The sequence below is a fragment of the Pelomonas aquatica genome (genome assembly GCF_026712205.1).
GTDB classification, from domain to species: Bacteria; Pseudomonadota; Gammaproteobacteria; order Burkholderiales; family Burkholderiaceae_C; genus Pelomonas; species Pelomonas aquatica.
Genome location: NZ_JAPPUW010000041.1, coordinates 1 through 13,415 on the forward strand (window position 1 = coordinate 1; position 13,415 = coordinate 13,415).

General features: G+C 66.7%; 11 protein-coding genes. 10 read left to right on the forward strand and 1 reads right to left on the reverse strand.

Translation table 11 applies throughout. The annotated features are described in order from the left end of the window. Positions 1-163: 163 nt before the first annotated feature. Positions 164-1,258 (reverse strand): nitroreductase family protein, encoded by a 1,095-nt coding sequence (locus tag NYP07_RS23550; protein WP_268154592.1) that lies wholly within the window; start codon positions 1,256-1,258, stop codon positions 164-166. Between the two features lie 177 nt (positions 1,259-1,435). Here NYP07_RS23550 and NYP07_RS23555 point away from each other — a divergent pair, with 177 nt between their 5' ends. The 10 genes from NYP07_RS23555 to xrtA all read left to right on the forward strand — a co-directional run bounded on the left by NYP07_RS23555 (position 1,436) and on the right by xrtA (position 13,354). After that, the gene (locus tag NYP07_RS23555) at positions 1,436-2,317 is read left to right on the forward strand and encodes a ThiF family adenylyltransferase (protein WP_268154595.1); all 882 of its coding nucleotides are present in this window, start codon (positions 1,436-1,438) and stop codon (positions 2,315-2,317) included. A 321-nt stretch (positions 2,318-2,638) separates the two neighbouring features. Continuing rightward, positions 2,639-3,199, forward strand: a complete 561-nt coding sequence (locus NYP07_RS23560; RefSeq protein ID WP_268154614.1) for an XrtA/PEP-CTERM system exopolysaccharide export protein — start codon at positions 2,639-2,641, stop codon at positions 3,197-3,199. Positions 3,200-3,284: 85 nt separating this feature from the next. Beyond that, positions 3,285-4,874 carry an XrtA system polysaccharide chain length determinant gene (locus NYP07_RS23565; protein WP_268154597.1) on the forward strand — a complete coding sequence of 530 codons (1,590 nt, stop codon included), beginning with the start codon at positions 3,285-3,287 and terminating at the stop codon, positions 4,872-4,874. A 1-nt stretch (position 4,875) separates the two neighbouring features. Next, positions 4,876-5,856: an XrtA-associated tyrosine autokinase gene (locus tag NYP07_RS23570; RefSeq protein ID WP_268154599.1), complete on the forward strand. Its 981-nt coding sequence runs from the start codon at positions 4,876-4,878 to the stop codon at positions 5,854-5,856. Continuing rightward, complete coding sequence (locus tag NYP07_RS23575; protein WP_268154602.1) at positions 5,837-7,378, forward strand: TIGR03016 family PEP-CTERM system-associated outer membrane protein; 1,542 nt, start codon at positions 5,837-5,839, stop codon at positions 7,376-7,378. Before NYP07_RS23570 ends, NYP07_RS23575 begins: the two co-directional genes overlap by 20 nt. Before the next feature lie 84 nt (positions 7,379-7,462). Beyond that, complete coding sequence (locus NYP07_RS23580) at positions 7,463-8,560, forward strand: XrtA/PEP-CTERM system-associated ATPase (protein WP_268154604.1); 1,098 nt, start codon at positions 7,463-7,465, stop codon at positions 8,558-8,560. Between the two features lie 17 nt (positions 8,561-8,577). Beyond that, positions 8,578-9,465 carry an XrtA system polysaccharide deacetylase gene (locus NYP07_RS23585; protein WP_378990737.1) on the forward strand — a complete coding sequence of 296 codons (888 nt, stop codon included), beginning with the start codon at positions 8,578-8,580 and terminating at the stop codon, positions 9,463-9,465. Continuing rightward, on the forward strand, positions 9,466-10,515 hold the full coding sequence (locus NYP07_RS23590; RefSeq protein ID WP_268154608.1) for a FemAB family XrtA/PEP-CTERM system-associated protein: 1,050 nt from the start codon (positions 9,466-9,468) through the stop codon (positions 10,513-10,515). Then, a complete protein-coding gene (locus NYP07_RS23595; protein ID WP_268154610.1) occupies positions 10,515-11,789 on the forward strand; it encodes a TIGR03087 family PEP-CTERM/XrtA system glycosyltransferase in 1,275 nt (424 codons plus the stop codon). Before NYP07_RS23590 ends, NYP07_RS23595 begins: the two co-directional genes overlap by 1 nt. Beyond that, positions 11,783-13,354, forward strand: a complete 1,572-nt coding sequence (gene xrtA, locus NYP07_RS23600; RefSeq protein WP_268154612.1) for an exosortase A — start codon at positions 11,783-11,785, stop codon at positions 13,352-13,354. The genes NYP07_RS23595 and xrtA overlap by 7 nt, the downstream gene beginning before the upstream one ends. Positions 13,355-13,415: the final 61 nt, after the last annotated feature.

The window sequence follows — 13,415 nt, forward strand, 5'->3', positions numbered from 1 at the left end:
TGGTCTCGCTGGTGGATACCCACCAGCAACTCCAGCGTTTTACTTGAACCGCCGGATGCGGACCCGCACGTCCGGTGGTGTGAGAGGGCTGAGGGGGCGACCCCTCACCCTACTCGATTGGTGGAGGTGGAAGGCAGCTTCTTTGCGCTGAGAGATCGCTGCATCAATGGCTTGGCATGCGATCCTGCCGATACGCCAGATCTGCCAAATCCAGTCGCGTGGATCGCGCTTTGGCCGCTGGGCCTTCGCCGACTCGGCCCATGAAAACTGCATGCTCGGTGTTCTCCCTGCCGAGCAACGCCGTCAACCGTGCCGCGATATGCTCCGCGTGCAGCATGGAGTCTGGACTCTCCGAGAAGGGAAGCCGATTTCTCGCATAGCGGGCAAAGATCAGTGGCGTCACTTCGGGCTGCAGTTGCAAGCCCAGCAATGTTGCAGTGAGCCAGAAGCGTTGAGTAACGCGGCCAGCCGCGACGTAGTCATCGGGCGTCATTGCCGGCGTCTTTGCGCAAATCACGAAATGCGCGGCACAGGCCAAGCCGGGAATCAGGTCCAATTCGATACGAGGCGCCCAGGTTCCCGCCAGAAAGCGATTGAAGGTTTGGACGCGCCCCCAGCTTTTCATGACCCGCCGCATCATGAGCAGGGTCAGCGGGCTGGCGCCTAACGCTTGATCCGGAACCTTGTCCTTGCTGAACTGCGCGTGCCATTCGATGATGTCGCGGTGGACTTCATAGGCCTCGCGGATTGTCAGTCGCAGTTTTGCTGAGTGGAACATCAGCTTGGCGGCGCGGGCGCGGATGCCCAGGCCTTCCAGCCATTGCACTCGATAGTCGGGGCCGACGGCCTCGGCAAGCTGTAGCCGTTCGCTGGCCGTCAGCGGTCGAGTCGAGAGTGCGCGCCGTTGGACACTGCGTCTCTCGATTGCAGCCGCCAGCGGGCTCGGCTCCACTGTTTCTGATTGGCGGAAGTTCACTTCGAACTGCGGGCGTGCTTCCGGTGTGCCCGCAACATGTCTTGCATCTACGGCCAGCCTGTGAGTGGACGCCGCGATACTGATCGTCTCCAGCAGGGCGCCTAGAGAAATCTGACTTGGGTGACCGTCAAGGTCATAGACGCAGTGCTCGCGAGTGTCAAATCCGTGCACCACGACCTGATCCGGCTGCGTAACTTCAAAGCGCCAAGGTTGCGTGTTGTCGCCGCTCGGCGCCCAGCGAGCTTTGTCGAGGATTTGACCGATGCTGTCGCTTAATTCCATGGTGTGCCTTTTTCGGGGCATGGCGCTTAATTTCGAGCACGTTCGCCGTCCGTTGGCGCCTTGTAGGTGCTTGTTGCATCATGCCGTCTTTGCTGGGCGATAGGCCTTCAACTTGCGGCCTTGTCTATCCCGGTTGGTCGTGGCGATGTCGCCGATTCTGGAGCAGTGGGAGGGTGTGTGGGTCAAATCAACTCTTTTGACTATGGCAGGGCATTCTCGAGGAACATCGGCTGGGTCACGGAGGCTGAGCAGCAGAAGCTTCGCGAATCCCGGGTGGCGATCGCCGGTTTGGGGGGAGTCGGTGGCGCGCATCTCCTCACCTTGGCACGCCTTGGCGTGAGCAAGTTCAACATCGCCGATTTTGATGAATTCGGTCTGCACAACTTCAATCGACAGGTCGGAGCATTCATGTCGACCGTTGACAGGCCCAAGGCGGACGTCCTTGCTGAAATGGTTCTTGAGATCAACCCTGAGGCGGATATACGAGTTTTTCCGAGTGGGGTGCAGTCCGATAATTTGAAGGAATTCCTCGGCGGTGTGGACGTCTATGTCGATGGCATTGATTTCTTTGCATTGCCGGCGCGCCGCATGCTGTTCCAGGCCTGCTATGAAGGAAACATCCCCTCGCTGACGGCTGCGCCTCTTGGCATGGGTGTTTCTCTGCTGTATTTCAAGCCCGGCGGAATGAGCTTCGAGAACTACTTCCGGGTCGAAGGGCGAAGCGAAAATGAGCAGTACGCTCGCTTCATTGCAGGGCTCTCGCCGGCGATGCTGCAGAGGGATTATCTTGTGGCGCCGCAGGCGGTGAATTTCCAGGAGCGCCGCGGCCCGTCGACGATGATGTCTTGTGATCTCTGCGCCGGCGTCATGGGAGTTGCGGTATTGAAAGTGCTGTTGGGGCGCGGCAAATTGCGGCCAGCGCCATGGGCCATGCAGTTCGATGCCTACCACCAGAAGATCAAGTTCACCTGGCGCCCCTTCGGCAATGCCAACCCGATGCAGCAACTGATGCTGCTGCTGATCCGGCCGTTGCTGGAAGGACGCGCGAAGCCGAGTTGAGGTGGGGGTGGATGCGGAGCGGCCGAGTGTGAAATTGCACGTCGTTCGATGCCTTTGCCCCCCTGATTGGGTTGCCGAAAGCGCCGTGAGCCTATGGCATCATGCGACGCGCCCATGCTTGGCGTGACGAGGTGCGCAGCCAGTCTGAGCCCTCGGTCCTTCAGAGACCAGACACACAGAGGATTCGCCTTGGACACCATTCACGCTCTTGATCGCGGTACTGCGCACCTGACGTCGGCCAGCGGTGTCCCGGTGTCTGACGGCAACGGGCTCTGGTTCAATGCGGCGCGTGCGCTCGCTGCAGTGATGCTCGGACTGTCGATGCTAGGCTGTGCCAGCAGCAACCATCCGGCGGCGCCGGCGGGCGTGACGACCGAGGACTACAGCTATGTCATTGGTGCAGGGGACAACCTGAACATCCTGGTCTGGCGCAACCCCGAGTTGTCGATGTCGGTGCCGGTGCGGCCGGACGGCAAGATCGCGGCGCCGTTGGTCGACGAAATCGTCGTGCAGGGCAAGACTTCCGTGCAGGTGGCGCGTGAGGTCGAAAAACAACTCGGCAAATATGTGCGCGATCCGGTCGTGACCGTCATCGTCACGAGTTTCGTCGGCCCGTATAGCGAGCAGATTCGCGTGGTCGGCGAAGCGGCCAAGCCTCAGTTCCTGCCGTACAAGCTGAAGATGACCGTGCTTGATGTGATGATTGCCGTCGGTGGCTTGACCGATTTTGCGGCGGGCAATAGCGCGACGATTCTGCGCACCTCGGAAGGCAACAAGCAATATTCCGTGCGACTCAAGGACCTGCTCAAGCGCGGCGATGTTTCAGCGAATGTGGAAATGCGGCCGGGCGATATTCTCATCATTCCACAGAGCTGGTTCTGATCGATCGGGCGTGCTGGCGCCAGTGGGGCCGAGGGCGCGTGTCGCGCCCGTTTTTGCTGTACCGACATAACCGAGACTGTTCCCGATGGAAGTGCTCATTGGCCAATTGCTGATCATCGTCCGGCGGATGTGGAAATACCGCTGGGTCGGGCTGGTCGTGGCTTGGGTCGCCGGCATCGTCGGCGCGGTGGTCGTCTTCGTGCTGCCTGACCGCTACGAGGCCAGCGCGCGCATCTACGTGGACACCCAATCCATCCTGAAGCCGCTGATGTCGGGCCTTGCCGTGCAACCCAATGTGGAGCAGCAGGTGACGATGCTGAGCCGCACGCTGATCAGCCGCCCGAATGTTGAGAAGCTGGTGCGCATGGCCGACCTGGACCTGAAGAACCAGTCCAAGGCCCAGCAGGAGGCCACCATCGAGTCGGTGACCGGCAGCCTGTCCATCCAGAGCAGCGGCCGCGACAACCTCTATATCCTCGGCTATCGCGACAGCGAGCCGGAAACTGCCAAGCGCGTCGTGCAGTCGCTGGTATCCATCTTCGTCGAGTCCAGCCTGGGCGCGCAGCGCAAGGACACGTCCACCGCGACGACCTTCCTGAACGAGCAGATCAAGAACTACGAGGCGAAGCTGGAAGAAGCCGAGACGCGGTTGAAGGAATTCCGGCTGAGGAATCTGTCCACCATGGCCGGCGACGGCAAGGATTCGGCCACTCATATTTCGGAACTGAGCACCCAGCTCGAGCGTGCGCGGCTGGAATACCGCGAGGCGCTGAATGCGCGGGACGCGGCCAAGGCCCAGCTCGAAGCGGAGAAGACCCACGGGGGCGCGCAGACGACGACGCAGAGTCTCATGCAGGAGGCCAACGCTAACGTCAGCACGCCTGAACTCGATGCGCGCTTGGCCGATCTTCGGCGCAATCTGGACGCCCTGCAGCAGCGCTACACGGACCAGCATCCTGACATCATCTCCACGCGGAAGCTCATCAAGGATCTTGAGGAGCAGAAGAAGCGCGAAATGGCCGAGCTGCGCAAGGCCGCGATGGCGGTGCCGTCCGTGTCCGTCGGGCAGAGCGGCGGCAATTTGGCCGTGCAGGAGCTCGTGCGCATCCTCGCGACGACCGAAGTGCAGGTGGCCACGGTGAAGGCGCGCGTCGACGAATATTCCAGCCGCTATGGCCAGGCTGTCGCCGCGCTGAAGACCGCGCCGCAGATGGAGGCCGAAGCCGCCCAGCTCAACCGCGACTACGCGATCCAGAAGAAGAACTACGAGGAACTGGTGCAGCGCCGCGAGCAGGCCTCGATTTCGGGCGAACTCGATGTCGCGTCGGGCGTCGCGGACTTCCGTGTCATCGACCCGCCGCGCGCCAACCCGAAACCGGTGGCGCCCAACCGCCTGCTGCTGCTGGCCGGGGTGATGGCGGGAGCGCTGGCGGTCGGCTTCTTCACGACCTTTGCGGCCAGCCAGCTTCGGCCCGTCTTCCATGACGGCAACGACCTGCGTGCCAAGGTCGAACTCCCCATCCTGGGCGTCGTGACCCGGCTGGTCACCGACGCCGACCGCGCCCGGCAGCGTGTCGATCTGATCCGGTTCGCGGCTGGCGCTGGGGGGCTGCTGGCGATGTTCGCCGTGGCTTTGACAATCTTGGCCGTGCAGCTCAGCCGGCAGGTGGTTTGACATGACGAGCCTGATCGAACAAGCCGCCCAGCGGCTCGAACAACTGCGCCAGGCGGGCGTGGTGCTGCCCGGAGACGAAGCGGCTGCGCCGGCGGGTGAGCCCACGCCGCCTGCGGCGGCTCATCCCAAGCCGCAGGCCGCCGCCGTGCCTGCCAAGGCGGCCAGGCCGATGGGCATCTCCGTCGAGCAGGACGGCCATCACAGCTCCTCCAAGCGGGTCGAGCTGGATGTCGTCGCGCTGGCGGCCCAGGGCTTTCTGATGCCGCACACCCCGCGCTCGCAGACGGGCGACCAGTACCGCGTCATCAAGCGCCCGCTGATCAAGAATGCGATGGGCAAGGGGGCGGCCACGATCAACCATGCCAACTTGCTGATGGTGACCAGCGCGCTGGCCGGCGAGGGCAAGAGCTTCACGTCCATCAACCTGGCGTTGAGCATCGCAGCGGAGCTGGACAACACCGTCATGCTGGTCGACGCCGACGTGGCGCGGCCGTCCGTGCTGCGCATGCTGGGCCTGCCGCAGGGGCCCGGTCTGCTGGACGTGCTGGAAGAGCGCGTCGACATGTCCGAGGTGCTGCTGCGCACCAATGTCGAGAAGCTGACCATCCTGCCGAGCGGCACGCCGCATCCGCGCGCGACCGAGCTGCTGGCCAGCGATGCGATGAGCAATCTGCTCGAGGACATGGCCAAGCGCTATCCCGACCGCATCATCATCTTCGACTCGCCGCCGCTGCTGCTGACGACCGAGTCGCGCGTGCTGGCCTCGCACATGGGGCAGATCATCGTCGTCGTGCATGCCGAGAAGACCGCGCAGAGTGCCGTCCAGCAGGCGCTGGCCGCCATCGAGAACTGCCCGTTGAAGATGATGCTGCTGAACCAGGCCAGCCCTAACGCGGCCGGTGGCTACGGCTACGGTTATGGCTACGGGTATGGCTATGGTTATGGCTACGGCTATGGCGGCAATGACTCGGCGCAGGGCTGAGCTGCTGCGCTGGCTGCCGGCCCTGGTGCTGGCCCTGGTCGCGACGGGCGTCGCCCAGGCGCAGGCCGAAGCTGGCGCGGCCGGCGGCACGACGGTGCGGCCGCGCATCGGCGTCATGGAAACCTGGACGGACAACCTGAGGCTGAGCGAGCACGACAAGGACGCGGCCCTCGTCACGACGGTGTCGCCGGGCATCAGCATCGTGCGCGGCAGCGGCCCCCTGCGCGGCAGCCTGGACTACACGCTGAACGGCATCGCCTATCTGAAGTCCGATCAGCCCTCGGTGCTGCAGAACTCGCTGCAGGCCAAGGGCCAGGCCGAGCTGATCGAGCACCGCCTTTTCGTCGACATGATTGCCAGCATCGGCCAGCAGTCGGCATCGGCCTTCGGCCTGCAGTCCACGCCGACGCTGGGCTCGCAGAGCAGCGTGTCGACGCTGGCCAACGCCAACCGCCACGAGGTCGGCACGCTGGCCCTGTCGCCGCTGTTCCACAGCGTCGTCGGCAGCCTGTTCAGCCTGGACCTGCGCGGCAATTTCACGCGCACCGAGGTGCGTGGCTCCAGCCTTGGCGATAGCCGCGGCGCGGGGGGCTCGCTGCGTCTCTCCGGGCTGGGCGCCGGTCCGCTCAACTGGTGGGCAACGGTCAGCACGCAGCAGACCGTGCCCAAGGAGGCGCGCACCAACCGGCTGTCCTCGGCCCTGGTGGGGCTGAACTTCCTGCCCGATCCTGATCTGACCCTGGGCGTCGACGCCGGCCGCGAGCGCAACGATTTTCTGGCCAGCACCGGGCAGAGCGGCGCCACGGGAGGCGTCACTGCGCAGTGGAAGCCGACACCGCGCACCCGCGTCAACGGCGACTGGCATCGCCATGAATACGGCAACAGCCACAGCTTCAGCTTCGAGCACCGCATGTCGCGTTCGATCTGGCAGTTGTCGGACTCGCGGACCGTGACGGTCGGCAGCGTCGCCGCGGGCGGCGTGCGCAGCAATTACGACCAACTCTTCCTGCTCTTTACTTCTCTCGAGCCCGATCCGGTCAAGCGCGATCAAGTCGTGCGGGACTATCTGCAGGCCCGGGGCCTGTCGCCGGATGCGCCGGCAAGCGCCGGCTTCCTGTCGAGCGGGCCGAGCCAGACGCACAACCAGATGCTCGGCATCACGCTGCAGGGCGCGCGCAGCACGCTGAGTGCCCAAGCCAACCGCATCATCACGAGTCGCCTGGGCAGTGGCCTGAACCAGGGGGATCTGGCCAACAACTCGCGCATCGAGCAGCGCTCCTATTCGCTGACCGCCAGCCACCAGCTCACGCCCATCGCCAGCGTCTCCGTGGTTGCCGCGCACCAGCAGACCTTGGGCGACGCCGGCGGCCGTGCCGCGCGGCTCAGCAGCTTGACCGCCAACTGGAATGGAAAACTCGGCCCGCGCTTCGGCGTGCAGTTCGGCGCGCGCCACGCGCATTTCGAAGGTGTCACGAGCTATGCCGAGAATGCGGTCTACGCCAACCTGACCCAACAGTTCTGAAAATGAAACGCCCGACCCGCCCGCGTTGCTCGCCGCCTTCCCGGGCCGAGGGGCAGCGGCGGCCGGTTGGCGGGCGCCACTGACATGTACGAAGCCTTCTACGGCCTGGGCAGCAAGCCCTTCCAGCTCAGCCCCGACCCGAACTTCTACTACGGCAGCAAGCAGCACCGCCGGGCCAAGGCCTATCTGGACTATGGCGTGCTGCGCAACGACGGCTTCATCGTCATCACCGGCGAGATCGGCGCCGGCAAGACCACGCTGCTGCGTGGCCTGCTGGACAGCCTGAACCGCAGCAACGTCGTCATCGGCAACGTCGTGACGACCCAGCTCGACGCCGAGGACACGCTGCGCATGGTGGGTGCGGCCTTCGGCGTGCGCGTGAAGGACGCGCCCAAGTCCGAGCTGCTGATGACGCTGGAGGCCTTCTTCGTCAACCAGGTCACGCAGGGCAAGCGCTGCCTGCTGATCGTCGACGAGGCGCAGAACCTGACGCCGCGCGCGGTCGAGGAGCTGCGCATGCTGTCCAACTTCCAGTTCGCCAACCAGTCGCTGCTGCAGACCTTCCTGGTCGGCCAGCCCGAGTTCCGCGGCATCCTGCAGAAGCCCGAGATGGAGCAGTTCCGCCAGCGCGTCGCGGCCACCTGCCACATCGGCCCGCTGGACGAGGACGAGACCCAGCGCTACATGGAGCACCGGCTGAAGTGCGCCGGCTCCACCGGCAAGCCCACCTTCGACCACGACGCCTTCCCGGCCATCCACAAGGCCAGCAACGGCATCCCGCGCCGCATCAACCGCCTCTGCGACCGCCTGCTGCTGCTGGGCTTCATGCAGGGCCGCTCGCACCTGACGCTGGCCGACGTGAAGGAGGTGCTGCGCGACATCGCCCAGGAAAGCGAGACGCCGCGCCAGAACGACGCCGGCTCGCTCGACAGCGTGCCCGCCAGACTGCCGGACAGCCGCCCCGCAGCACTGGACAGCGGGCCCGGCGCTCTCGACGTGGCCAGGCTGAAGATGAGCGTGGCCGAGGTCGAAGGCCTGTCCAGCGAGATCGCCGCGCTCAGCGCCGACCACCACACCGACCGCCTGCAGCGCCTGGAGCGCAGCATGATGCGGCTGGAGCGCATCAACCTGCAGACGCTGGCCCTGCTGCAGAAGCTGGTGGATGCCGTCAAGCAGCATTGACCGCGGACGCGATGCTGATGCCCACCCCGGCCCCGCCCCTGCGCAATGCGATGAGCATCGACGTGGAGGACTATTTCCAGGTCTCGGCCTTCGCGCCCTACATCCGCCGCGAGGACTGGAACGGCCTGGAATGCCGCGTCGAGCGCAACATCGACCGCATCCTCGCGCTGCTGGCCGACCGGCAGGTGCACGCCACCTTCTTCACGCTGGGCTGGATCGCCGAGCGCTACCCGCAAGTCGTCAAGGCCATCGTGACCGGCGGCCATGAACTGGCCAGCCACGGCTTTGGCCACGAGCGCGCCAGCGACCTGAGCCCGGCCGCCTTCCTCGACGACATCGCCCGCGCGAAGCAACTGCTGGAAGACCTCGGCGGCGTGCCCGTCGTCGGCTACCGCGCGCCCAGCTTCTCGATCGGCAAGTCCAACCTCTGGGCCTTCGACGTGCTGCGCGACGCCGGCTACCGCTATTCCAGCAGCGTCTACCCCATCGCCCACGACCACTACGGCATGCCGGACTCGCCGCGCTTCGCCTATCCGGTGCGCGAAGGCCTGATCGAGATCCCGGTGACGACGCTGCGCATGGGCTCGCGCAACCTGCCCAGCAGCGGCGGCGGCTATTTCCGGCTGCTGCCCTATGCGCTGTCGCGCTGGATGATCCGCCGCGTCAACGAGGCCGACGGCGAGCCCGCGGTCTTCTACTTCCATCCCTGGGAGATCGACCCCGGCCAGCCCCGCGTGGCCGGCATCGACGCGAAGACGCGCTTCCGCCACTACGTCAACATCCCGCGCACCCATGGCCGCATCGCGCGGCTGCTCGATGATTTCCGCTGGGGCCGGATGGACGAGATCTTCCTCGGCCGCGAGGCCGGCTCGCGCAGTTCCGCGCCGTTGCTGAGCCCGGCCTGAATGTCTTCCCCCCTTCGCATCGCGCAACTGGCCGCGAAGGACATGGCCTTGTCCTCGCGCTGGGACGAGTTCGTGCTGGCGCATCGCCAAGCCACCTTCTTCCACCGCAGCGGCTGGCAGCGCGTCATCGCGTCGGTCTTCGGCCACCGCTGCTTCTTCCTTTATGCCGAGCGTGACGGGGCCATCGAGGGCGTGCTGCCGCTGGCCGAGGTCAAGAGCCGGCTGTTCGGCCATTCGGTCGCCAGCCTGCCGTTCGCCGTCTACGGCGGCGTCGCCGCGCTGAACGACGAGGCCGCCGCCGCCCTGGAGGCCGAGGCCGAGAAGATCGCGCGAGGGCAGGGGGCCGAACACCTCGAATACCGCAACCTCGGTCCCGCCCGCCATGCCGACTGGCCGCGCCAGGATCTCTACGTGACCTTCCGCAAGGCCATCCTGCCCGACGAGGAGGCCAATATGCTGGCCATCCCGCGCAAGCAGCGGGCCATGGTGCGCAAGGGCATGGCCAACGGGCTCAAGGCCGAGATCGACGCCAATGCCGACCGCTTCTTCGACCTGTATGCCGACAACGTGCTGCGCCATGGCACGCCGGCGATGCCGCGCAGGTATTTCCAGGCCCTGCTCGACGAATTCGGTGCCGACGCCGAGGTGCTGACGGTCACCGGCCCGGACGGCCGGCCGCTGTCGTCGGTGCTGAGCTTCTATTTCCGCGACGAGGTGCTGCCTTACTACGCGGGCGACGACGAGGCCGCGCGCGGCCTGGCTGCCAACGACTTCAAATACTGGGAGCTGATGCGCCGCGCCTGCGCACGCGGCCTCAAGGTCTTCGACTACGGCCGCAGCAAGCAGGGCACCGGGCCCTATGCCTTCAAGAAGAACTGGGGCTTCGAGCCGCAGCCGCTGAGCTACGAGTACCGCCTGTTCAAGCGCGACGCCGTCCCCCAGAACAACCCGAACAACCCGAAGTACCAGCTGATGATCAAGGCCTGGCGCAAGCTGCCGATCGGCTTGGCGAACTGGCTCGGCCCCTTCATCGTGAAGAACCTCGGGTGATGAGTGCCGCCCCCACGCCCACTTCGTCGGCTGCCCCCCGAGGGGGCGCTTCAGCGCCTTCGGGCGGCCGTGTGCCGCTGAAGGTCCTCTACCTCGTCCACCGCCTGCCTTACCCGCCCAACAAGGGCGACAAGGTGCGCTCCTACCACCTGCTCAAGCATCTGGCAGCGCGGCACGAGGTCCATCTCGGCAGCTTCATCGACGACCCCGACGACGAACAGCATCTGCCGCGTGTGCGCGAGCTGTGCAGCAGCCTGCACGTCGCGCGCCTGAACCCGCGCAGGGCCAGGCTGCTGAGCCTGCGCGGCCTGCTCGGCGGCGAGGCGCTGAGCCTGCCCTATTACCGCGACGCCGGCCTGCAGGCCTGGGTGGACGCGACGGCGGCACGCGTCGGCTTCGATGCCGTCGTCGTCTTCAGCGGCGTGATGGCCCAGTACACGCGCGGCCTGCGCGGCGTGAAGACGCTGGTGGACTTCGTCGACGTCGACTCCGCCAAATGGCGCGATTACGCCCCCGAGCACGCCTGGCCGATGTCCTGGCTCTACCGCCGCGAGTTCGGCAAGCTGCTCGGCTTCGAGCAGCGCGTCGCGCGCGAGGCCGAGTGCAGCTTCTTCGTCACCGACCACGAGGTCGCGCTGTTCCGCGAGCTCAGCCCCGGCCAGGCGCCGCGCGTCGAGGCGCTGGGCAACGGCGTCGACGCCGGCTTCTTTGCGCCCGACCCGGCGCGGGCCAGCCCCTTCCGGGCCGGCGAGCTGCCGCTGGTCTTCACCGGCGCCATGGACTACTGGCCCAATGTCGACGCGGTCTGCTGGTTCGCCAGCGACATCCTGCCGGCGCTGCGCCAGCGCTTCCCGGCGCTGCGTTTCCACATCGTCGGCCGCGCGCCGGCGCCCGCCGTGCAGGCGCTCGCCGGCGACGTCGTCAACGTGACCGGCACCGTGCCCGACGTGCGGCCCTGGCTGCAGCATGCGGCCGCCGTCGTCGCGCCCCTGCGGCTCGCCCGCGGCATCCAGAACAAGGTGCTGGAGGCCATGGCCATGGCGCGGCCGGTCGTCGCGGCCGGCAGCTGCGTGCGGGCGATCACGGCCGAGGCGCAGCCGGGCCTGCTGCCGGCCGATGGCGTGGCCGACTATGTCGCCCATGTCGGCGCGCTGCTGGCCGACGCCGCTGCGGCCGATGCGGCCGGCCAGCGGGCGCGCGACTTCGTGCTCGGCGCCTGCAGCTGGGAGGCCCATCTGGCCGGCCTGGATCGTCATCTGGAGACCGCATGCTGAACCTGCCCAGGCCCTGGCAGCTGCCGCTGCTGGCCCTGGCCCTGGCCTGGGCGCTGCTGGCCGCGCTGTACTACGAGACCGGCGCGGCCATGGTCTTCATCTGGAACCGCTCCGAGACCTTTGCCCACGCCTGGGTCGTGCCGCCGATCTCGGCCTGGCTGGTGTGGCGCCGGCGCGCCGACCTGGCCGTGCTCGCGCCTCGGCCCGCGCCGCGCTGGCTGTGGCCGCTGCTGCCGCTCGGCCTGCTGTGGCTGATGGGCGACCTCGCCGCGGCGAATTCCGCAACGCAGTTCGCGCTGGTGGGCATGGCCGTCGTCCTGGTACCGGCCCTGCTCGGCACGGAGGCCGCGCGCCGCATCGCCTTCCCGCTCGGCTTCCTGTTCTTCGCCGTGCCCTTCGGCGACTTCATGACGCCCTGGCTGGTGGAACGCACGGCCGATTTCACCGTGGTCGCGCTGCGTGCGACCGGCATCCCGGTATTCCGGGAGGGCACCCAGTTCGTCATTCCCACGGGTTCCTGGTCGGTCGTGCAGGCCTGCAGCGGCATCCGCTATCTGATGGCCTCGGTCATGGTGGGCACGTTGTTCGCGTACCTGAACTACCGCAGCCTCGCCAAGCGCTGGGCCTTCGTCAGCGTCGCCATCGTCACGCCGCTGGTGGCCAACTGGCTGCGCGCCTACATGATCGTCATGCTGGGCCACTTGTCCGGCAACCGGCTGGCCACGGGCGTGGACCACGTCATCTACGGCTGGGTCTTCTTCGGCATCATCATGCTCGTGATGTTCATGCTCGGCGCACGCTGGGCGGACCCGGACCCGGCGCCCCAGCCGGCGCCCGCCCACGCCGCGACGCAGGGCGTTTCGTCCTTGCGCTGGTCGGGCGTGCTGCTGGCCGTTGCGCTGCTGCTCGTGTTGCCGCCGCAGTTGCGCGCCCGCGCCGAGCATGCCGCCACGCATGCCGCACCTGTGCTGGCCGCGCCGGCGTTGCCGGGCTGGGACTGGCACGGCGAGCCCATGAGCAGCTGGCGTCCGAGCTTCGAGAACCCGGCCGGGGTGCTGCATGGCCGCTTCGAGCCGGCCGCGGGTGGTCCGGCCGTGGGCGTCTATGTCGGTTACTACCGCGATCAGCGGTACGGGCGCCAACTGGTGACCTCCGTCAACCGTCTCATCAACGACGAAACGGGCAAGGAGTGGGCACAGACCGCCGGCGGCCTGGCCCAGCTCGACCTTCCCGCCGGCCCGCTGCCCTGGCGCACGGCCGAACTGCGTGGCCAGGCGCTGAGCGAGGTCAGGGGCGACGGCAGCCGTGCGCCGCGCCTGCGCGTCTGGCAGGTCTACTGGATCAACGGCCGCCCCTTCGTCAGCGACTGGCAGGCCAAGCTCTACGGCGCCTGGCTCGGCCTGCTCGGCCGGGGCGACGATGCCGCCGTCGTGCTGGTCTATGCGGACAAGGCCATGGCCGGCGCCGACGACGCCCGACTCAGAAGCTTCATCGGGCAACACTGGACTGCGCTGGACACCGCTTTGCGGGATGCCCGAGATCGGGATGCCACACACAAGCAGTGAGAATCGCAAGCTTCCCAAGCATTCACAGCAACGAGAAACGACCCATGAACACGCTCGCAGT